We start from the raw sequence: 20,591 nt of genomic DNA on the forward strand, positions 1-20,591 counted from the left end.
AGGTCGCCTATGCAAAGACCAGACGATCTGTCTGATAATAAAACGCTGCTTGGGCGATGTCTTTATTTAGGATGTACTCCAAACAATCATGAGATCAGGCAAACAAAGATGATGTTGAACAGCGGCGTCAGCGGTTTTTGAGGGTCTTCACGGCTAGGATACAGGAAACGCTTGGGAGGGGATAAGCCCGTGGACAGGTAAGTTGTTGTTGTTGCGGCCCGGCGCAAGGCCCGGGAAGGAAAGACCGGTTGCCCACCGCGATAGCGGGCAGCCGGAGAAGCAATTCAGCCCAGATGGGCGCGGACAGCGGCGAGCATTTTCTTGCGCGCGGCGCGGGCTTGCAACGCTTCGTCCATGTCGACCTTGCGGAATTTCACCTGGGTGTGCGGCTGAAGCTGACCGATCAAATCCATGTCAGCCGAAATTATCGCACCGAGGGTGAAATAGCCGCCGCCCGAAACCGCATCGCGGTGCAGAACGATCGGCTCCAAACCGCCAGGAACCTGAATTGAACCGTAGGAATAGCAGCCATCCACGATATTGGACGGGTCGGCCCCGGCACCAAAGGGTTGTTCACGCTCTACAAACTCCAGCGGTTTCCCACCCTTGAACCGGTATCCCATGCGGTCTGCTTCCAAGGCGACTGTCCAGTCATCACGAAAGAACCCTTCCTGCGCGGCGCTGGTCAGGCGATGCCAGTAAAGGCCGGGAAGAACCCGAAGCTCGGCCGGTTTGCCGGGCATGCGGCGCAAGTTCTCTGGCACGCTCAGCCCCGGTTCGATCATGTCAGCCTCTCCGACAGGAATGACATCGCCAGCCTGAATGTTGCGACCGTCGATGCCGCCCAACGCACCAATCGGATAGGTGGAACGGCTTTCCAGGGCAGGGGGCGTGTCTATGCCTCCGCTAATGGCGATATAGGCCCGAGCGCCCGATTTGAGGAAGTCAAAGCTTAGCGTCTGACCTGATTTGACTTCAAAGGCGGTCCATCCTTCCTGCAGCACCCCGTCGACTTTGGCGGGCAGATCGGCCCCGGTCACGGCGACCAGAGCGTCTTGGTCGAACACGATCTGCGGCCCCATGAACACGACCTCCAGGCCCGCCGCGCCTTCGGGGTTGCCGACCAGCATGTTGGCCACGCGAAGCGCGAAACGATCCATCGCACCACCGATAGGTATGCCAAGATGAAAATAGCCCGGACGACCCAGATCCTGGATCGAGGTCGAAAGGCCCGGTTGCATGACTTTAAACGACATTGAGCGCCTCCATCAGTTTGGCGTTGGTGCCTGGCATGTCCGCGTTGAAAGCTTCCGGATCGAAATCGACTTCGGCGATGCGCGGTACGTATGTGTCGGCTTCAACCTCGGCCAGGATGCGATCATATTCGGCACGATCAATCGGCTTCCACTTCACGATGTCGCCGGGTTTGAAGAACACCATGAAATCGCTAAGGTAACTTTGTTTCTGATCGGGATCGAAAATCGGCATCGGGGTCACGCCAAACATTTGATAGCCACCTGCACCACGCACCGAATAAATACAGGAAAAGCAGCCGCCGTACCCCACTGTCAACTTTGGCGTGTCGGTGCGCGGTCTCAGGTATTTGGGGACCTGTAACTGCTTTTCGCGTTCAACCAGCTGATAGAGAAAAGGGAGCCCGGCAACAAAGCCCACCATCGAGACGAACCACGGTTGCGAATGATGGGCCTCGATAAACGCTTCTGCACTGTCAAATCCGTTGATCCGCGCCGCATAATCCAGATCGGTGCCGGACGGGTCCTGGTGACGCTCGCGGAACCGCATGAGGGTCTCATGCGTCCAGGGATCTTGATAATAGACGGGAATTTCAATGATACGCGTCTTCAGGCGCTTGTCTGCATCCTCGGCCTTGTCCTCAAGTTCTTGAACTTTCTTCATCATCTCCTCGGGCGCGATGATGTCGGGATCATAGCGCACCTGAAAGGATGCGTTCGCCGGGCAGATTTCCGTCACGCCTTTGATATCCGCATTACGGACGGCGTTGCTCATCGACAGGGATTTGAAAAATGCATCAAGCGACATTTCGTCATCCACTTCGACGTAGATGTGTTCGTCGCCACCGTAGGTATAACGTGTTTTCACGATTTGCCTCCTTTGGTTAAGGGGTTTGTTTTAGATTGCCTGCGGCCAGCCAAGGCTCCAGCCACTGCGTATGAAAGTCGTCTGCACGTACAGAAGCGTCGTGGGCCAATGCCAGATGAAGTGGTTTCGTTGTCTTGATGCCGCCGATCTCCAGCCCGTTGAGGGCCGATATCATCAGGTCGATCGCCGCTTCACGGTTTTCGGCGTGGACGATCAGTTTGCCCAGAAGGGAGTCGTAGAATGGCGGAACCTGATACCCTTCGTACAAAAAGTGGTCAAAACGGATGCCTTCACCCTCTGGTACGCGCAACGTGCCGATTTTCCCGGGCGATGGCAGAAACTGCATCAGCGGGTCTTCGGCATTGAGCCGCACTTCAATCGAGTGTCCGTTGCGGGTGATGTCGGACTGGGACTTGCGAAGTTTGCCGCCACCTGCGACGTGGATCATTTCCTGCACCAGATCCGTGTCGGTCAACATTTCCGTAACGGGGTGTTCGACCTGAATGCGGGTGTTCATTTCTATGAAAAAGAACTCTTTGGTCTGACTGTCGTAAAGATACTCAAGCGTCCCCGCGCCCACATAGTTGACAGCCTTGGCAAGCGCGACCGCAGTAGCGCACAAATGGGCGCGGGTTTCCTGGTCAAGGCACGTGGCACCTGCTTCTTCCCAGACTTTCTGGCGACGGCGCTGCATAGAGCATTCACGTTCAAAGTAGTGAACCGCATCCGTACCATCGCCCATGATCTGCACCTCGATATGGCGTGGTGAACTGATCGCGCGTTCAAGGTACAGACCGCCGTCGCCGAAAGACGCCTTGGCCTCGGCCTGCGCCTGGGGTGCCATCTTGCGCAGGTCCGCCTCGGTATCGGCGATGCGAATACCCTTGCCTCCACCGCCAGCAGCCGCCTTGATCATCACCGGGTATCCCAGTTTCGCGGCGACGTTGACGGCGTCTTCCACTGTGTCTAGGCGACCCTTTGAACCCGGAACCACCGGTACCCCGGCTGCCTCTGCGGCCTGTCTTGCCGCCACCTTGTCGCCCATTCGGTCGATAACGTCGGCGGAAGGCCCGACAAAGGTGATGCCAGCGGCATCCAGTGCGCGTACGAATTCGGCGTTCTCTGCCATAAAGCCGTAACCGGGGTGAACCGCATCCGCTTTGGTCGCCTTGGCGGCCGCGACCACCGCTTCGATGTCCAGATAAGACTGCGCCGCCTGAGCAGGCCCGATGCAAACGGCCTCATCCGCCAGCCGCACAGCCAGCATGTCGACGTCAGCTTCAGAGTGCGCTTGGATGGTGTGTATACCCATCGCCTTGGCCGCGCGAATGATCCGCACCGCGATTTCACCCCGATTGGCAATCAGCATGCGTTTGATTGACATCCCTCAGCCCTCAAGCTCTGCAAGCGGTTGACCCGCGTTGATCGCCGCACCGTCCTCGGCGAGAAATTCCTTGAAGGTGCCCGAGGTTTCGGCTTTGACCTCGATGAAGGTTTTCATCACCTCGATCAAACCAATGACATCGCCCGCCGCGACGGAATCTCCTGGTTGCTTGAACTGCGGCTCGCCCGGTGCGGCCTGCGTGTAAAATGTGCCGGGGACGGGGGAAAGAACCTGTGTCATGTTGGTCTCCTGGTTGAAGATTGATCAAAGTGTTTTCGCGACTTCCGCCGCTGAGGCGATGCGAATTCCGGCATCCTGAAGGCCAGCGCGAATAGCCTGTCCCATCGTCAGGGCACCTGGTGTGTCAGAATGAAAGCAGATTGATTCAAAAGCGATGTCTATGTCATCGCCCTCGACGGTGGTGACCTTGCCGGTCTTGCAGGCTTTTACGCATTTGGCGGCAATCTGCGCCGGGTCGGGGCGCCCGACCTGACGTCGAAATACGATTGAACCCGAGTTGTCGTATTCGCGATCGGCATAGAATTCGCGGATCACAGGGTGCCCGGCCCGTTTGGCAGCCTCGTAGGTTTTGGAGACTCCCATGCAAAACAACAACGAGTCAGAACTGGTATCCTGCAACGTATCAACCAGCATCTGCGATAATTCGTCGTTTACCGCCGCCTCCATATAAAGCGCACCGTGCAATTTTACGTGCTGAAGCGGGGCACCATAGCGCCTTCCGAACTCGCGTATGGCCCCGATCTGGTAGATGATATCGTTGATGAGCTCGTTCGTGTCGGTCTTGATAAACCGGCGTCCGAAACCTTGAAGATCTGCATAGCCGGGATGCGCCCCAAGCCCGACGCCATGCGCCTGAGCCAGTTTGACGACGCGGTCCATTGAGTTGGGGTCACCCGCATGAAAGCCCGCCGCGATATTGGCGGAACTGATGATTTTCATAATCTCTTGGTCCGGGGCGTCACCAAGCACCCACTGACCAAAACCTTCACCCATGTCGCAATTCAGATCGACGATCTCTTTCATGATTGCATCCTTTTGCTGGTATGGGGCCACCATCGCATGCCAGAGCAAAATTGATATTTCATTTTTTCATTGATGCATTATTAGTTTTATAGATAATGCCTGAACTCGATGCACATTGGAAGGTAACGTATGAATTTCAAGCACTTGAAGTACTTTGTTGCCACGGCGGATACAGGGCAGGTCAGCCGGGCAGCCCGGTTATTATCAATTTCGCAGTCCTCTGTCACCGGATCGGTGCGCGAACTCGAAGCGATATTGGGGGTGACGCTGTTTGAACGGCGGGCACAGGGAATGGAATTGACCAAGGCCGGCCGCGAGTTTCTTCAGGTTGCGCGGGACATCCTCGAGAAGGTTGATGCGGCATATCAGATACGGCGCGGCACTTCGGACATTAGTGGAACACTGAAGGTGGCGGCGACCTATACCGTCCTTGGATATTTCCTGCCGTTTCATCTGGGACGGATGGCGCAGCTATACCCGCATATCGACATCCAGATCGTCGAATTGAACCGTCAGAATATCGAAGAACAGTTGCTGCACAACCAGATCGACATGGCAGTCGCTCTTACCTCCAACATCCAGCGCGAGGGGATCGAGACCCTAACGCTGCTGAAATCGCCACGGCGGGTATGGGTGCCGACGGGTCATGTGTTTTGCCAAGGCGGAGAGGTATCGCTGCATAGGATTGCTGAAGAACCCTACGTCATGCTGACCGTGGACGAAGCGGCGCATTCAAGCATGAAATACTGGAACAGCCACAACGCCCATCCCAACATCAAGCTGCGCACTTCGTCGGTCGAGGCCGTCCGCTCGATCGTGGCCAACGATCAGGGGGTCACTATTCTTTCGGACATGGTATATCGTCCCTGGTCGCTTGAGGGGCGAAGAATAGAGACCGTGCCGACCGATGTGGAAATTCCGACGATGGATGTGGGCTTGGCTTTCAATCGTGCCACCGCAGTTACTCCGGCTATGAAGGCTCTGAAATCGTACTTCTATTCTGCATTTCTGTCACCCAAGTTGCAGTTTTAGTCGGTCCGGCCTTGTACGGCAACGCCGCATCAACGATAGAATTAAGCCATGAACAATCGGCGTAAATTTTGTGAACCTGCCAGATCAAGCTGCTTGCGGACGGTTCCGTGATTGTCGGTCTGGGCCTGATTGCGCCGTTTTTTATTTATATATTGTCGGGTGTTATCGCTCAGATTCTGCTGCGCCACGGTGCTGATCAACAGCGCTGGCTGGATGCCTTCGTCTTTTATCTGGCGTTGCCTGCGCTGCTGTTTCAGTCGGTCCGGACGGTACCACCGGGTGCGGAAAGCCTGGTCGGCTTTCTTGCCGTGACCACCACGATGACGGGCATGATGTTCGTGATCGGTTGGTTTATCGGGCGGGGCAATCAAGCCGGGGATCATCGCGCGGTGTTCGGTTTGGCCGCCAGCTATTCGAACATCGGCTACATGGGCCCGGCGTTGACGGTGGCGGTGCTGGGTCCCGCGGCGGGTGCGCCTGCCGCGTTCGTATTCTGTGCCGACGTGCTTCTAATTTTTACCATCTGGCCGATGATGATCGGCGACGGTACCGGCGGATCTGCTCGTTTGTGGCAATCAATGCGCAAAGTTATCACTCATCCATTCATCCTTGCCACTATCGCGGCACTTTTATTTGCTTCGACAGGCTGGCCGCTGCCCAAATTTATCGACACTCCGCTAACCGGTTTTCAGCATGCCGCAGCACCTGCGGCTCTGTTTTCACTCGGGTTAACCCTGGCCCGAAACAGGGGTGGTCATGTGGAGACCAGGCTTGGGGCATGCCTTGCGGTTAAACTGATCATCCACCCGCTTGCGGTGGCATTGGCCTTTATGCTGGTGTCGGGGTTTGATCCGATCTGGGTCGCCACGGCAATCATTATGGGTGCTTTGCCTCCGGCTGCGAATGTCTATGTCATGGCCCGCGCAGAAGGTATCAGCGTTGCGCTCTCCGCGCGTGCTGTTCTGTACGGAACACTCTTTTCCGCAGTCACGTTGCCCGTGGTAATTTCGCTGGTTGCCTAAGCTGCGCTGACACTGCGAAACGGCACAAGCAGGCTTCGTTGGCGAGGGCTACCGCCTATCGTTCGAATTCATCCGGGACCGCGGTGGTTCGGGATACAATGGGATGTGTGTGCCAAATCATTCGACGAATTCAAATCGGTTGGCTAGCATGGTGGTAACTTGAACGCTGACGGCGTCGTCAGACCAACGCTGGCACGGATGCTGATCGTGTTCGCGGCAAGAACAATCTTCGGTATGGAAAGGATCAACAATGTGTACGTCGACAGGTACGGGATCTGCCGTTTCAGATGTTTTGATCGAAAACGATCGCGCCCGCGTGACACGCTGGCGCTTCCCCAAGCGCGACGACAACACCGGGTGGCACGTGCATGAACACGACTATCTGGTCGTTCCGCTTTACGACGGGGTACTGAATATTAGGGACGCCAAAGGGAACATCAGCCAGTCCGACCTAAGGAGCGGGGTGCCATATTTCGGCAAACAGGGCGTAGAGCATGACGTGTCCAGTCCCAACGATTTCGAATTCGCTTTCATCGAAGTCGAGTTTTTCGTGGAAGCCTAGAAGAGGCCTGCACCAAATATTTGTGCGCAAATCGCCTATTTTTGATTGCGGGATAAAGTAAGGTTGATCCCAACACGCAGGGGCCGGCGCTTGCGGTGAACTGCGAACAGGAGGAAAGGATGCTTGTTTCGACCGACCATAGCGACGCCGTCGACAAGAACAAAGTCTGGTCTAGGATGATTTCGGAAACCTATTTTCCGCTTTCCGTGGAATGTGCGAACCCACGAGATTTCAGAGGACATCTAAAGTCATGGGGATTGGGTGTGCTCGGGCTGTCTGAAATGGCCTGTGACAGCGTCATGTACCGGCGCAGCAAAAGCCACTTCGCGGAAGAAAAAGAAAACAGTCTGTTGATAACGATCCCGCACAGTGCCGATGTGCACTTTCATCAGGCGTCGCGTCAAACCAGCTGCGGGCCTGGCGGATTTCTGGTTGAACAGGGCGACATGCCCTATGAATTTTCCCACACCCAGCGAAACAGGCTTTGGGTGCTGAAAGTGCCCACTGCCAGCGTCCAGTCCCGCATCGGCCCCACGGAACGTCTAAGCGCCCTCACGTTTGACGCAACTTCCGGGATTGGGTCATACTTTGTCGGGGCGGTGCGCAACACGATCGAAAGCATTGACACCATCAACAATGCGGCGCGCGAGATGGCCGGACAGCATCTGTTGGATCTGCTGTGCCTCTCCATGCGAAGCGACGACCGCATCCTTGACAGCTCCGTTTCGACCATCCGTGCCGCACATCTGCAACGGGCTGAACAATTCATCCGCGACAATCTGGCTGACCCCGGTCTAAGCCCGCTGATGGTCGCAGAGTCCTGCGGCATTTCACTACGGTATCTTCAAGGACTGTTTGCCGAAAATGAATGCTCAGTCGCGGGCTATATCCGGGACAAGCGGCTAACGCGGTGTCACGAAACGCTCGAGATGCTGCACGATACATCCACGATGGCGCAGATCGCGCACAGGTGGGGGTTCTACGACCATGCGCAGTTTTGCAAACATTACCGCAACCGCTTTGGTTGCACCCCGACAGACACACGCAAGAAAAGACGGTTGCAGGTAGCCTCGCGCTGTCAATAGCACCCGTCGGATCCCCATGTGCATACAAGCCTTTATGGTTCAACGGACGCCTCGGTTCGTGGCCATACCGCACGTTTAATCAGATTAGGAACGACATATGACAACGACAAGAGTAGCGGTGGATGTTGGCGGTACCTTTACAGATGTTTGCATCATGGACGAACAAACCGGTGAAATCAGGATTGAAAAGACACCGTCGACGCCTGATGATCCCATGCGCGCCATCATGACCGGCGTTTCGCAGGCGAATATAGATCTGGCCGACGTGACGCTGTTCTCGCACGGGACCACGGTCGCCACGAATGCGTTGATCACGCGCAAATTGCCGCGCACGGCGATGGTCTGCACCGAAGGTTTTCGCGACGTTGTGGAAATACGCCGCTCGAACAAGGAAGACCTGTGGGACACTTACAAGGACGTCGCCAAACCTTACATCCCCCGCCGCGACCGGTTGACGGTCAAGGAACGTGTCGATGCGGCAGGTGAGATAATTCAATCGCTTGACGAAGAAGAAGTGCGGCGCGTGGCAGGTATACTGAAAAAGCGCGGCGTGAAGGCGATAGCTGTGTGCTTCATCAACTCTTACGTCAACGCCAGCAATGAGATTCGGGTACGCGAAATCCTGCGAGAGGTTATGCCTGACGTACATATTTCCACCTCGTCCGAGATCATGCCCGAGATATTCGAGCACGAACGCTTTTCGACCACGATGGTCAATGCTGTCGTGTCCCCAGTCGTGGTGGATTATGTCTCAAGGCTTAGCGACAAGCTGACCGAGGGCGGATATCGGCGCGATCTTTTGTTGCTGCATTCCGGAGGCGGCGTCATGACGCCAGCCAGCGTCAAGGACTTTGCCGCACGTCTGGCGGGGTCGGGTATCGCTGCGGGAGCGATCGCAAGTCGCTTTATCGGCAATCTGTGCGGTTACGAAAACTCCATCGGGTTCGACATGGGAGGGACCAGCACCGATGTTTCGCTGACCTATCAAGGTGAATCCACAGTCACCAAGGATTGGTATATCGAATACGGCTATCCGATCCGCTTTCCCAGCATCGAAGTGCTTACCATCGGGGCCGGTGGCGGGTCTTTGGCCTGGAGGGACGAAGGCGGATCGTTGCGCAACGGACCGCAATCGGCAGGGGCGCAACCCGGCCCGGCTTGCTATTCCAACGGAAACGAAGTGGCGACCAACACTGACGCCAATGTCGTGCTCGGGCGGCTTGGGCACAGCTTGGCCGGAGGTGACATCACGCTGGACCCGACGCTTGCGGAAAATGCGGTGCGCGAGACCGTGGCAGAGCCTTTCGGGATGGAACTGCACGAGGCAGCCGAGGCGATCATCGATGTCGCCAATGCCAACATGGCAAACGCGGTGCGCCTGCTGTCCATCAGCCGTGGCCACGACCCGAGGGATTTCGCGCTTGTGGCCTTTGGCGGGGCAGGTGCCTTGCACGGCGCTGCCGTCGCGCAAGAGCTGGCCATTCCGGTTGTGATTGTGCCGCCAAATCCTGGGGTTACCTCGGCAATGGGGTGTTTGCTGGTCGATATCCAACATGACTTTTCCGATAGTTTCATGGCGGATGCGTCCACCACGACGGCGCAAGATCTGGAAGCCGCTTTTGCAAAGATCGAACAAGAAGCGGTAGATCGTCTGCATCATGAAGGCGTGTTGCCCGAAGACACGGTCCTGCAACGCTTTGTTGAAATGATGTATCAAGGCCAATGGCGGTCCTTGTCGGTCTCTGCACCGCCAAAGATTACCAGCACCCAAGATTTGGTGGACGGATTTCACGCGGAACACGCGCGCGAATACAACTTTCGTCGCGACGATTCTCCGGTCAGCATCTTCAGGGTCGGGGTCAAGGCGATCGGCGTTGTGCAAAAGGCCAATCTACCGTCGTTCGAGGTGGTCAAACATGTACCGGAACCCGCAGGCCAACGTGCGGTCTGGTTCAAGGGCAAACAATGCGACGCTGCAATCTATCATCGTCAGGATATCAAGGCGGGCGCTGAATTCTCTGGCCCCGCGATTGTCGAGCAAATCGATTCAACCGTTGTCGTGCCGCCAAATACCACAGCAACTGTCGACAAATACTTGAACATTCTTATCCGTGTGAAGGGCTAAGACATGAAAAATACACCCAATCAGGACCTTGATCCGGTCACGTTCGAGGTTCTCAAGAATTCATTCATCACCTCTGTTGACCAAATGGCAGAGCAAATGCTGAGAACTTGTTATTCGTTCGTGATCTATAACCGTGATTTTTCAAACGGTCTGCATGACGCCGACGGTAACTGCGTGGCACAGGGCAATTCGGACATCGCCGTCCATGTCGGGACGCTTCACTACACCTGCAAGGACGTGATCCGCGTGTTCAAGGGCGACATGTATCCAGGCGATGTATACGCCATCAATGATCCCTACGCTGGCGGGACCCACTTTAGCGACGTACGCCTTATCCGACCGATATTCGACGAAGAGACCTTGATCGGATTCTCGCAATCCAATGGTCATTGGTCTGATCTGGGTGGTTCGGTACCGGGATCGTTCAACGTTGCAGCCCACGAAATGTTTGGCGAAGCCGTGCGCATAACGCCGATCCGCTTGTTTCACAAAGGCAAATTCTGCGCTGATGTGGCAAACATGATTGCCGCCAACACACGCGACCCTGCGGCTATCATCGGCGACATCCATTCACAGGCGCAAGCGACGCAGGTCGCCGAACGTGAGCTTCAGCGTTTGGTGGGCAAATATGGCCGCGGTCAGGTGACCAAGGGCATGGAGGAAGTGCAGAACTATGTCGAACGGGCCGTGCGTCAACGGATTGCCGACTTGCCCGACGGAACATGGGAGGCCGTGGACTATATCGACCGCGATCCCGGTGCCGGCGAGGGGATGATCCCGATTCACATCAAGATGACGATCAAGGGCGACCAGATTGTATATGATTTCGAGGGCAGTCATCCTACGATCTCGTCAATCTACAACTCCGCACATGGCGCGACCTTTTCGGCTGTGGTCGCAGGTATGAAAACCTTCTTTCCCGATCTTCCGCTCAACAGCGGCTTTTACCGTATGGTGGACGTACGGGCCCCCAAGAACAGCGTCGTCAGCGCCGAGTGGCCCGTCGCCGTGACCGGGTTCTTGATGCCGTTCGAAAAAATCATGAATGCTATTTTCGAAATGTGGTCGCAGATCATGCCTGATCGCGCCATCGCGTGTGCGTTTAATCTTGAATACCTGCTGGCCGGCGGGAATGACCTGCGCAAACCGGACAAACCTATTTACATGTTCTACGAATGGTTGCCCGGTGGCTGGGGCGGGCGTAACGGTAAAGACGGCAGCGATGTTACCACGGCCTGTTTCGGTACCGGACTGATGTCGCAGCCGTCCGAAGGCAATGAGCGGGTGAACCCGACCCGCGCGGACGAATTTCAGATCAAGCAAGACAGCCCCGGCCCCGGCAAATGGCGTGGCGGTGCCGGTGTCATCAAGGCGTCTACGTTGCTGGAGGCCGACAACACGGTGATGTCTTATATCTGCGACCGCGAACGGGCCGTGGTGTGGGGCGTCGAGGGCGGATTGCCGTCCATGCCACATGGGCTGATGGTAAAACACGCGGACACCGGCGAAGAGAAATGGCTTGGATCGGTATTTTCCAATTACAAGATCAAAAGCGGCGACAGGTTTACCCGCCCAACGGCTGGGGGCGGGGGTTATGGCGACCCGCTTGAGCGTGATGCAGAACGGGTGCGTCAAGACGTGATCGACGAGTATGTTTCTGTTGAGCGGGCCGAACTGGACTATGGTGTCGTGATCAAGGTGATCGACGCGGATATGCTGGAGTATGAAATCGACGATGCCGCGACGGAAAAAGCCCGCGCGTATATCCGTGAGCACCGGGTTGGGTGGGCCAGGATGGATCCTGATCGCGTGTCAAAGATGTACCAAAACGGCGATATCAACGAAATGGACGCGGTGCGCAAATACGCGGTCATTCTCGACTGGGGCTCTGGGGAGGTGATGCATAATTCGACCCGGCAATTTCGTGAAAGTTTCGAAAAGCGCTCGGTGGCCCATTGGACGTGACGGTGTTCATGATCTGCGGTGTCTGTGATCATCGGGCAGTCGGTTGCTGACGATGTTCAGCGGGGTTATAGGTTGGCCATGGTGAAACTTGACCGCATCGATTTCCGGATCTTACGCGTGTTGTCTGTTGACGGGCGAATGACCAAAGCGGCATTGGCGGAAAAGGTCGGGCTTTCACCTTCGCCGTGCTGGGAACGTTTGCGCCGCCTCGAGGCGTCGGGCCTGATCGCCGGTTACCGTGCCGAAATCAATCTGCGCAAGCTTCCGGGTACGGTAACCGTATTTGTAACGATCGAACTGGATTCACATGCCGTCGCGCGGTTCCAGTCCTTTGAGAACACGGTCAGCAAGCACCCTGAAATTATCGGTTGTTGGGCGATAGGTGGAGGGTATGATTATCTGGTTCAGGTGGTGGCATCGTCCATCGAAGCCTATCAGGAGCTGATGGAAACCGTGCTTGACGCCTCTGACGATATTGCGCGTTACTATTCGTATATTGTCACGAAAACCGTACGCAGCCCCGCGGCACCCCTGCATCTATTTTCTGAACAATCAGACGATTAGCAAGGAATTATCGGTCATTCGTGTTGATTATTCCGAAAACGCAGGGAACTTCGGATAAATCATCTTTGACGAACGGCTATGGTCGCGATCAGGGGCCCGTCTTGCAACAGGGTCGATTTTCAATTTCGAGGCGGCCAGCTTTGACCGTCCATCCATGATATGAGGGAACAGCATGCTGCATAACGACCAGATGAGCGAATGGGATCGCGAAAACTTTTTTCACCCGTCCACCCACTTGGCAAAACACCGGCGCGGTGAAACTCCGACCCGGGTGATCACCGGCGCCAAGGGTGTTTACATCGAGGACCGTGACGGTAAAAAGCTGCTGGATGCCTTCGCCGGGCTGTACTGTGTGAATGTCGGATACGGGCGCACGGAAATTGCCGATGCAATTGCTGCGCAGGCCCATGAGCTGGCGTATTACCATGCCTACGTGGGTCACGGCACCGAAGCGTCCATTACCTTGGCCAAAATGGTGATGGACCGGGCTCCAGCGACGATGTCTAAGGTCTATTTCGGCTTGGGAGGGTCGGATGCGAACGAGACCAACGTCAAGTTGATCTGGTATTACAACAACATTCTTGGACGGCCGAAAAAGAAAAAGATCATCTCGCGGTGGCGCGGTTACCATGGATCGGGGTTGGTAACCGGGTCGTTGACCGGGCTGGAGCTGTTTCACAAAAAATTCGACCTGCCGTTGGATCAGGTCATTCACACTGAGGCACCATATTACTTCCGGCGCGACGATCTGGACATGACCGAAGCCGATTTTACGGCTCATTGCGTTCAAAAGCTTGAAGAATTGATCGCACGCGAAGGTCCCGACACCATCGCCGCGTTCATCGGCGAACCGGTCTTGGGGACGGGCGGTATCGTCCCGCCCCCAGAAGGGTATTGGCCAGCGATCCAGAAAGTCCTGCAAAAGCATGATATTCTTCTGGTTGCAGACGAGGTTGTCACCGGCTTTGGCCGTACCGGTACGATGATGGGATCGACGCATTACGGGATGGAGCCCGATTTAATCACCATCGCCAAGGGCCTCACGTCGGCCTATGCGCCTTTGTCAGGGTCAATTGTATCAGAAAAAGTCTGGAAGGTTTTGGAGGACGGCACCGATGAATTCGGACCGCTGGGTCACGGATGGACCTATTCGGCGCACCCGATCGGTGCAGCCGCCGGTGTGGCAAACCTAAAGCTGATTGATGAACTGAACTTGATAGAAAATAACACCGTGACAGGGGACTACCTGCGCGCGGGCTTGCTTGAACGACTTGGCGATCATCCCAACGTCGGCGATATTCGTGGTGTCGGAATGCTGGCGGCGGTAGAATTCGTCGAACAAAAAAGCGGGCGAAAGTTTTTCGATGCGTCGGCGGGGGTAGGTGCGCAGGTTGCGGCTGCCTTGGTCGGAAAGGGCGTCATCGGGCGGGCCATGCCGCAGGGTGACATCTTGGGGTTCGCACCGCCGTTCTGTCTTACCCAGCAAGAAGCCGATATCGTGATCGCCAAAACCGAAGAAGCGGTGCGCGAAACCTTCGATTAACCGGGGCGGGGCGACGCGCCCCCCCAAACGGGGCAGGGTCAAATGAAACTCGGTGTCTGACCCTTTAGCGTTCAGACACCAAGGACGGCCCATTGCCTTACCGGCTAAACCAAGATGGCGGTACAAACGAAAAAAGCGCCATATGGCGCTTTTACTCGGGCGGGAATGGCGAAGTGTTCAGGCACCCCAGCTGCGGATTTGTCCGCAATCCATATGGACGAAATTGGAACCGGAATACCGGCCGACACCGCCGCCGTTACACGCTATCGCGGCCTTTGCCATCTGATTGACAGAGCGTGATCCCAAACGCAGGTCTGCGGCCTGACCGCGCATGTGAAGCGAATTCTTGGCGACGCCACGCGATCTTGATCGCAGCATAGCGTTGGTTTTGGGGCTGCGGTAGCCTGACAACAGCATGTATGGTTCGGTTACGTCCAAAAGATTATGGGAGGCCGCCATGATGTCCACCGTACGCATATCGATGGTCTTGATCCCGTCGGTACGCCAGTCGCGCATGAAATAGTTCAATTCGTTTACAGCATCGGGTATATAATTACCCTCAATCCAGTAAATCATGTCGATGCGTTCGCCGGTGCGGCCGGAGTACATCTTGATCCTGCGAATGTCGCCTGCGCCTCGCAGGAAACCAGCTGCATTTGCGAACGTAGGAGCGGCTGTTACCGCTGTTGCTGCGAATGCACCTAACAGTGCGCGTCGGGTCATCCCCGAAGAACTCATACCAGTCATAATGTGTGTCCCGTTTGTCTGCCCGTGGTTCCATGATGTTACATGGAAATTTTCACCTATCCCCAGATGCAACGTTTTTATGGCATAGCGAGATTCTTTGACCAAGTGCTGAATCAAAAAGGTTCCATCAATCAATAATTTTAGGCGAAAAACTGCGCAAAGCTTTGTGACTTGGTGATTTATGTCACAGTACCGATGCACGAAGGCATCAATTTTGCCTTAGTTTCTTACTCACGACGAATGTTATTGGACAATATCCGGTAGCATGAGGCGTAACAGATACCATTGGTATCCTTTTGTCTGAGGAAGATTCGATGCAGAGAATTTTAGGTATTCGCATAGGGCGATCGCGCCGCATTCCAATTTTTTTGGGATTGATGGCAACTTTAATTGCTCTTTTAGTCGCTCCTCATCAGGTTGTCGCGCAAGTAACTGCATTCAAGCAGGCAGTCGCCGAGGCTGCTTCGCGTGACCAGGACATAGCCGCTTACTACCGCACCAGCGATTATGCTCCGATCTGGACCGAAGCAAATGAGACGCAACGCGGCCGCCGTGCCGCGCTGATGGCAGCGATTACCACGGCGCATCTGCACGGCCTTCCCACCGCCCGGTACGACCCCGAAGGCTTGATGGAAAAACTTAAAAATGTCCGCAGCCCAAGAGACCGGGGTTTGGCGGAGGTGGAAATGACCCGCGTGTTTCTGCAATACGCGCGTGATATCCAATCGGGAGTGCTGATACCGTCAAGGATCGACAAGCTGATCGTTCGCGATGTGCCGTATCGGGATCGGCAAGGGTATCTGAAGGACTTCGTTACGTCAGATCCGATGCTGTTCTTTCGCAACCTGCGCCCGCGCACGTTGGAATATAATGCGTTGATGCGGGAAAAGCTGCGCATGGAGCAGCTTTTGGCCCAAGGCGGGTGGGGGCCCGTGGTCCCGGCGACGTCGGTGAAGCCCGGCGAACAGGGCAAGAACGTTATTGCATTGCGAAATCGTCTGATTTCGATGGGCTATCTGAACAGGTCCAACGCATCGAGCTATGATGCGACGATGCAGCAGGCGGTGCGCGAGTTCCAGCGCGACCACGGATTGAACGAAGATGGTGTCGCCGGATCGACCACCTTGGCCGAGATGAACAAGAGCGTCGAAACTCGCCTGAAGTCTGTGATCGTGGCGATGGAGCGTGAACGCTGGATGAACATCGAACGCGGTCCTCGGCATATTCTTGTGAATATCCCTGCCTTCAAAGTTGAAATTGTGGATAACGGCGAGGTCACCTTTGAAACCCGTTCGGTCGTCGGGGCGGCAGAAGACGACCGTCCTACCCCGGAATTTTCCGATATGATGGAATACATCGTGATCAACCCGACCTGGACTGTGCCACGTTCGATCGTCACCAAGGAATATTTGCCCTCCATGCAGCGCAACGCCAATGCAGCAGGGCATATCGACCTGATAGACGGTGGTGGGCGTGTCATAAACCGTTCATCGGTTAACTTTAGCAAGTATAACGCGCGCAACTTTCCGTTTGGGATGCGCCAGAAACCCGGCAACGACAACGCGCTCGGGCTGGTGAAGTTCATCTTTCCGAACAAGTACAACATCTACCTGCATGACACGCCGTCAAAAAACCTGTTTTCCCGGGACGTCCGTGCTTTCAGCCATGGATGCGTGCGACTGGCTGATCCGTTCGATTTCGCCTACAAGCTTCTGGCTGCACAGACCGACGATCCCGTCGGGTTCTTCAAAGCCAAGTTGGCGACCAAGCGAGAAACCTTTGTACATCTCGAAGTGGAGCTGCCGGTTCACCTGATTTACCGTACCGCATTCACCACGCCGCGTGGTCATACGCAGTATCGTGCGGATATCTATGGCCGTGACGCACGAATTTGGGATGCGCTAAGCAAGGCAGGGGTGGCGTTGGGTGACGTTCAGGGGTAATTCTCATCCCCGATAAGGGGAGACCTGCGATGACTTACACTATCCAGCAGATAGCTGATGCGCTTGGCGCGAAAGCTGTCGGAGATACAACGCTGCGGATTGCAAAACTTGCAGAACCCGCCACCGCTCATGCCGATGATCTGGCACTTGCGATGAGCCCGAAGTACGCGCAAACCCTGTCGGACGGTGCTGCGTTGGCGGCGATGTTGTGGCCTGACGCTGACTGGCAAGGCATGGGCCTCAAAGCGGCGATCCTGCCCGATCGACCACGCTTTGCGATGTCAGGGCTGACCCGCATGATGGACCCCGGGCAGGGTTTTGAAACGGGTATCCACCCGTCAGCGATTATTGATCCGGCAGCCCAGCTTGCTGATGACGTAACCGTCGGGCCGCTGACGATCGTTGCGGCGGGGGCGCAAATCGGCGCGGGCAGCATCATCGGTCCCCAGTGTTATATCGGGACTGGTGCCAGTATCGGCAAAAATGCCTATCTGCGCGACCATGTGAGTATCGGCGCACGCGTCAATATCGGCGACAACTTCATTGCGCAGCCCGGTGCCCGACTGGGCGGCGACGGATTTTCGTTTGTGACACCCGAACCAAGCACCGTCGAAGAGACCCGCAAGACGCTGGGTAACCGCGGTGACACGAAAGCGCAACAATGGGCCCGTATCCACACGCTTGGCAGCGTTACCGTCGGCGACGATGTTGAATGCGGAATGAACGTAACCGTCGACAGCGGCACCATTCGGGACACCATGATTGGAGATGGAACCAAGTTGGATAACCTTGTGCATCTGGGGCACAATGTCGTTGTGGGCAAGAACTGCCTGTTGTGCGGGCAGGTCGGTGTTGCCGGGTCGGTCACCATCGGTGACAACGTGGTATTGGGCGGTCAGGTTGGGGTGAGCGACAATATTTTCATCGGTGACGGCGTCATTGCCGGCGGCGGTACCAAGATCATGTCGAACGCGCCAGCAGGGCGGTCGATGCTGGGCTATCCTGGAACCGAAATGAGCAAACAGATAGAGGGTTACAAGGCATTGCGTCGCTTGCCGCGATTGATACGTGATTTCGCTAAATTGAAGGCTGACTTGGCCCAGAGCGACCGGCCCAAAGCCTCTGACGAAAGCTAGGGCCCGCATCAACGGAGAGTAAGATGAGCACCAGAGATCAGGTTATCGCCATTCTTGCCGATCAGGCATTTCTAGATCCGTCAGATGTCAGCATTGACAGCACGCTCGAACAGCTCGGGATTGACAGCATGGGGGTGGTCGAAAGCATATTTGTCATCGAGGAAGCGTTTAATATCAGCGTTCCTTTCAACGCCAATCAACCGGGGGCGGCGGATTTCGACATCACCAGCGTGGCCAGCATCATTGCAGGGGTGGAACGGCTGCGTGCAGAGCAGGCCTAAGCGATGAAGCGCGTTGTCATTACCGGTGCAGGGACGGTCAACGCGCTTGGGATGAATGTGCCCGATACCATGTCCGCCATGCGCGACGGTATCTGCGGAATCGGACCGCTCGAGTTTCGCGACGTGGAACGCCTGACGATCCAGATCGGTGGTCAGGTCAAAGGTTTCGACGCCCACCATGCGTTTAGCCGCCACCAGATTTCCCTCTATGATCGCTTTACCCAATTCGCTCTTGTCGCTGCGGCCGAGGCGATCGCACAGTCAGGGCTGGACTTTACCGAGGAGCTTTCGCACAGGTCCGGCGTCATCCTGGGCACCGCAGGCGGCGGCATCAGTACGTCTGATGACAATTACCGCACCGTCTATGAAGAGGGAAAGAACCGGGTCCACCCCTTTGTCGTTCCCAAGCTGATGAACAGTGCAGCGGCGAGTCATATCAGCATGGAATACAACCTCAAAGGGCCTTCATTCACGGTCTCCACGGCGTGTGCTTCCTCTAATCATGCGATTGCCCAGGCGTTTGAAATGGTACGTTCGGGCATGGCCCCGGTGATGATAGCGGGCGGCTCTGAATCGATGTTGTGCTTTGGCGGCGTCAAGGCCTGGGAAGGGCTTCGCGTGTTAAGCCGTGACGCCTGCCGACCATTTTCGGCCAATCGCAATGGAATGGTGCAAGGAGAGGGCGCGGGGATATTCGTATTCGAGGAATACGAACGTGCCCGGGCCCGAGGTGCCGACATATTGTGCGAGATTTCGGGCTACGCCATGACGTCGGATGCCGCGGATATTGTCATGCCGTCCAAGGAAGGTGCTGCTCGGGCGATGGCCGGTGCCCTGACTGATGCACGCATCAATGCAGACGAAGTTGGTTATATCAACGCGCATGGGACCGGGACCATGGCGAATGACAAAACCGAATGCGCGGCGGTCATGGACGTTTTTGGTGAGCACGCACGCCGGTTGATGATCAGCTCTACCAAGTCGATGCACGGTCATTTGATCGGAGGCACGGGTGCTGTTGAACTGTTGGCGTGTATCATGGCGCTACGCGATGGGGTGATTGCCCCCACGATCGGCTATCAGGAACCCGATCCCGATTGTGCGCTTGATGTGGTGCCCAACCAAGCGCGCAAAGCCAAGGTGACTGTCGCGTTGTCCAATGCTTTCGCCTTCGGGGGTATGAACGCCGTTATCGTTTTGCGGACACCCCAGGCATAAAAAAAGGTCACCTCCACCAAGAAGATGACCTAAAGCTGTAACAGCGCATCGCTGGGTGTTTACTGTGCCAGTACCGAAGACTTGTCATAGCTGGTCGTAAATCCGTCAAGAGATAGCGCCAGTTCGACTTTTTGATCCGGCGCAAGCGCAGGCACGATGGTGATCAAGGCTTCCTTGCCGCGCTTGAACGCTGCGATATCAGCCGAAGTCAGCCCCATGCGCACGTAGCAGCCGACCGAGTTGCAAAATGCGAACGGATAGCGACGCGCCTTGCCACCATCGACAGTAACCGTCAGCTGTGCAGCAAGCGCTGTTTCAAGGGGTACGACGACAGTGGCACCGGCTTCGGCTTTGCCGCCATCAGGAAGTCGAAACAACGAAATCTCTGCAACCGGGGCACCCTGACCATCGTCCATCAGCTGGTACATTTGGCAAGGGTCGTTTTCATCTTCGGTCTTGATGCAGCGCATCTCCCACGCGCCGTTTACTTCCTTGGTATAGGGTTTGCCGACCGCTTGCGCCGCTTCCCCATCTTCCCCCAAGCTCAGCTGCGAATCGATCCCAGCAGGCTGGGAATCCGTCGCTTCTGCGCCGGCGGGTGCAGTCTCGGCAGGCGCCGTTGCAGATGACGCTGCATCAGATGTCGCACCCTCTGCCGGTGCGGTATTCGACGGCGGGGTCTCTGCCTCAGCCGCGGGGGCCTCCGATGTGGGTGTTTGGGCATAGCCGGAAACGGGCAGGGTCAAGGCAAGCGCCGCGCAAAAAGGGAGAATGGTAAAATACTTGTTCATGCTCGTTCCAAATCAGTTAGGTTCGCCG

The 20,591-nt window shown here is 56.1% G+C and carries 19 protein-coding genes; 12 read left to right on the forward strand and 7 right to left on the reverse strand.

Translation table 11 applies throughout. The features are described from left to right. Positions 1 to 284: 284 nt before the first annotated feature. Genes AC13DE_RS18965 through AC13DE_RS18985 form a run of 5 tightly spaced genes read right to left on the reverse strand, consistent with a single transcriptional unit; the run spans position 285 to position 4,549 of the window. Positions 285 to 1,256, reverse strand: coding sequence for a 5-oxoprolinase subunit C family protein (locus tag AC13DE_RS18965; RefSeq protein ID WP_446297310.1), 972 nt, complete (start codon positions 1,254 to 1,256; stop codon positions 285 to 287). Further along, positions 1,246 to 2,121, reverse strand: a complete 876-nt coding sequence (locus AC13DE_RS18970; protein ID WP_483048712.1) for a 5-oxoprolinase subunit B family protein — start codon at positions 2,119 to 2,121, stop codon at positions 1,246 to 1,248. The genes AC13DE_RS18965 and AC13DE_RS18970 overlap by 11 nt, the downstream gene beginning before the upstream one ends. 16 nt (positions 2,122 to 2,137) lie before the next feature. Next, a complete protein-coding gene (locus AC13DE_RS18975) occupies positions 2,138 to 3,505 on the reverse strand; it encodes an acetyl-CoA carboxylase biotin carboxylase subunit (RefSeq protein WP_483048713.1) in 1,368 nt (455 codons plus the stop codon). 3 nt (positions 3,506 to 3,508) lie between these two features. Then, positions 3,509 to 3,745: an acetyl-CoA carboxylase gene (locus AC13DE_RS18980; RefSeq protein ID WP_483048714.1), complete on the reverse strand. Its 237-nt coding sequence runs from the start codon at positions 3,743 to 3,745 to the stop codon at positions 3,509 to 3,511. 24 nt (positions 3,746 to 3,769) lie between these two features. Further along, positions 3,770 to 4,549, reverse strand: a complete 780-nt coding sequence (locus AC13DE_RS18985) for a 5-oxoprolinase subunit PxpA (protein ID WP_483048715.1) — start codon at positions 4,547 to 4,549, stop codon at positions 3,770 to 3,772. Between the two features lie 129 nt (positions 4,550 to 4,678). On the opposite strand from AC13DE_RS18985, the gene AC13DE_RS18990 reads away from it, so the two are divergent. The 8 genes from AC13DE_RS18990 to AC13DE_RS19025 all read left to right on the forward strand — a co-directional run bounded on the left by AC13DE_RS18990 (position 4,679) and on the right by AC13DE_RS19025 (position 14,447). Beyond that, on the forward strand, positions 4,679 to 5,581 hold the full coding sequence (locus tag AC13DE_RS18990; RefSeq protein WP_446313639.1) for a LysR family transcriptional regulator: 903 nt from the start codon (positions 4,679 to 4,681) through the stop codon (positions 5,579 to 5,581). A gap of 107 nt (positions 5,582 to 5,688) precedes the next feature. Next, positions 5,689 to 6,603, forward strand: a complete 915-nt coding sequence (locus AC13DE_RS18995; protein WP_483048716.1) for an AEC family transporter — start codon at positions 5,689 to 5,691, stop codon at positions 6,601 to 6,603. 250 nt (positions 6,604 to 6,853) lie between these two features. Then, on the forward strand, positions 6,854 to 7,165 hold the full coding sequence (locus tag AC13DE_RS19000; RefSeq protein WP_446297303.1) for a cupin domain-containing protein: 312 nt from the start codon (positions 6,854 to 6,856) through the stop codon (positions 7,163 to 7,165). A gap of 119 nt (positions 7,166 to 7,284) precedes the next feature. Next, positions 7,285 to 8,250, forward strand: a complete 966-nt coding sequence (locus AC13DE_RS19005; protein ID WP_446297302.1) for an AraC-like ligand-binding domain-containing protein — start codon at positions 7,285 to 7,287, stop codon at positions 8,248 to 8,250. Positions 8,251 to 8,347: 97 nt separating this feature from the next. Next, on the forward strand, positions 8,348 to 10,375 hold the full coding sequence (locus AC13DE_RS19010) for a hydantoinase/oxoprolinase family protein (protein ID WP_483048717.1): 2,028 nt from the start codon (positions 8,348 to 8,350) through the stop codon (positions 10,373 to 10,375). 3 nt (positions 10,376 to 10,378) lie between these two features. After that, positions 10,379 to 12,340, forward strand: a complete 1,962-nt coding sequence (locus tag AC13DE_RS19015; protein WP_446297300.1) for a hydantoinase B/oxoprolinase family protein — start codon at positions 10,379 to 10,381, stop codon at positions 12,338 to 12,340. A gap of 78 nt (positions 12,341 to 12,418) precedes the next feature. Further along, complete coding sequence (locus tag AC13DE_RS19020; RefSeq protein ID WP_483048718.1) at positions 12,419 to 12,904, forward strand: Lrp/AsnC family transcriptional regulator; 486 nt, start codon at positions 12,419 to 12,421, stop codon at positions 12,902 to 12,904. A gap of 172 nt (positions 12,905 to 13,076) precedes the next feature. Then, entirely contained in the window at positions 13,077 to 14,447 is a 1,371-nt protein-coding gene (locus AC13DE_RS19025; RefSeq protein WP_446313634.1) for an aspartate aminotransferase family protein, read from the forward strand. Positions 14,448 to 14,624: 177 nt separating this feature from the next. Here AC13DE_RS19025 and mepK read toward each other — a convergent pair whose 3' ends face one another. Next, positions 14,625 to 15,170 carry a peptidoglycan L,D-endopeptidase MepK gene (gene mepK, locus AC13DE_RS19030; protein ID WP_446297342.1) on the reverse strand — a complete coding sequence of 182 codons (546 nt, stop codon included), beginning with the start codon at positions 15,168 to 15,170 and terminating at the stop codon, positions 14,625 to 14,627. A 338-nt stretch (positions 15,171 to 15,508) separates the two neighbouring features. Here mepK and AC13DE_RS19035 point away from each other — a divergent pair, with 338 nt between their 5' ends. The 4 genes from AC13DE_RS19035 to AC13DE_RS19050 are packed head-to-tail and all read left to right on the forward strand — an operon-like array spanning position 15,509 to position 19,772. Continuing rightward, a complete protein-coding gene (locus AC13DE_RS19035) occupies positions 15,509 to 17,137 on the forward strand; it encodes a L,D-transpeptidase family protein (RefSeq protein ID WP_446313633.1) in 1,629 nt (542 codons plus the stop codon). A gap of 29 nt (positions 17,138 to 17,166) precedes the next feature. Next, the gene (gene lpxD, locus AC13DE_RS19040) at positions 17,167 to 18,273 is read left to right on the forward strand and encodes a UDP-3-O-(3-hydroxymyristoyl)glucosamine N-acyltransferase (protein WP_483048719.1); all 1,107 of its coding nucleotides are present in this window, start codon (positions 17,167 to 17,169) and stop codon (positions 18,271 to 18,273) included. A 23-nt stretch (positions 18,274 to 18,296) separates the two neighbouring features. Further along, the gene (locus AC13DE_RS19045) at positions 18,297 to 18,554 is read left to right on the forward strand and encodes an acyl carrier protein (protein WP_446297295.1); all 258 of its coding nucleotides are present in this window, start codon (positions 18,297 to 18,299) and stop codon (positions 18,552 to 18,554) included. Between the two features lie 3 nt (positions 18,555 to 18,557). Beyond that, positions 18,558 to 19,772, forward strand: a complete 1,215-nt coding sequence (locus AC13DE_RS19050; protein ID WP_483048720.1) for a beta-ketoacyl-[acyl-carrier-protein] synthase family protein — start codon at positions 18,558 to 18,560, stop codon at positions 19,770 to 19,772. Positions 19,773 to 19,831: 59 nt separating this feature from the next. On the opposite strand, the gene AC13DE_RS19055 is transcribed toward AC13DE_RS19050, so the two are convergent. Next, positions 19,832 to 20,563 (reverse strand): invasion associated locus B family protein, encoded by a 732-nt coding sequence (locus AC13DE_RS19055; protein ID WP_483048721.1) that lies wholly within the window; start codon positions 20,561 to 20,563, stop codon positions 19,832 to 19,834. Between the last annotated feature and the right edge of the window lie 28 nt (positions 20,564 to 20,591).

This window comes from Sulfitobacter sp. L-8, from assembly GCF_056859255.1.

Bases quoted from the DNA above. Each gene is read 5' to 3' on its own strand.
- AC13DE_RS19020 (WP_483048718.1), top strand. From the start codon at position 12,419: ATGGTGAAACTTGACCGCATCGATTTCCGGATCTTACGCGTGTTGTCT.
- AC13DE_RS19035 (WP_446313633.1), top strand. From the start codon at position 15,509: ATGCAGAGAATTTTAGGTATTCGCATAGGGCGATCGCGCCGCATTCCA.
- AC13DE_RS18965 (WP_446297310.1), bottom strand. From the start codon at position 1,256: ATGTCGTTTAAAGTCATGCAACCGGGCCTTTCGACCTCGATCCAGGAT.
- AC13DE_RS19010 (WP_483048717.1), top strand. From the start codon at position 8,348: ATGACAACGACAAGAGTAGCGGTGGATGTTGGCGGTACCTTTACAGAT.
- AC13DE_RS19025 (WP_446313634.1), top strand. From the start codon at position 13,077: ATGCTGCATAACGACCAGATGAGCGAATGGGATCGCGAAAACTTTTTT.
- AC13DE_RS19005 (WP_446297302.1), top strand. From the start codon at position 7,285: ATGCTTGTTTCGACCGACCATAGCGACGCCGTCGACAAGAACAAAGTC.
- AC13DE_RS19055 (WP_483048721.1), bottom strand. From the start codon at position 20,563: ATGAACAAGTATTTTACCATTCTCCCTTTTTGCGCGGCGCTTGCCTTG.
- AC13DE_RS19045 (WP_446297295.1), top strand. From the start codon at position 18,297: ATGAGCACCAGAGATCAGGTTATCGCCATTCTTGCCGATCAGGCATTT.
- AC13DE_RS19050 (WP_483048720.1), top strand. From the start codon at position 18,558: ATGAAGCGCGTTGTCATTACCGGTGCAGGGACGGTCAACGCGCTTGGG.
- AC13DE_RS19000 (WP_446297303.1), top strand. From the start codon at position 6,854: ATGTGTACGTCGACAGGTACGGGATCTGCCGTTTCAGATGTTTTGATC.
- lpxD (WP_483048719.1), top strand. From the start codon at position 17,167: ATGACTTACACTATCCAGCAGATAGCTGATGCGCTTGGCGCGAAAGCT.
- mepK (WP_446297342.1), bottom strand. From the start codon at position 15,170: ATGACCCGACGCGCACTGTTAGGTGCATTCGCAGCAACAGCGGTAACA.
- AC13DE_RS18990 (WP_446313639.1), top strand. From the start codon at position 4,679: ATGAATTTCAAGCACTTGAAGTACTTTGTTGCCACGGCGGATACAGGG.
- AC13DE_RS18980 (WP_483048714.1), bottom strand. From the start codon at position 3,745: ATGACACAGGTTCTTTCCCCCGTCCCCGGCACATTTTACACGCAGGCC.
- AC13DE_RS18985 (WP_483048715.1), bottom strand. From the start codon at position 4,549: ATGAAAGAGATCGTCGATCTGAATTGCGACATGGGTGAAGGTTTTGGT.
- AC13DE_RS18975 (WP_483048713.1), bottom strand. From the start codon at position 3,505: ATGTCAATCAAACGCATGCTGATTGCCAATCGGGGTGAAATCGCGGTG.
- AC13DE_RS19015 (WP_446297300.1), top strand. From the start codon at position 10,379: ATGAAAAATACACCCAATCAGGACCTTGATCCGGTCACGTTCGAGGTT.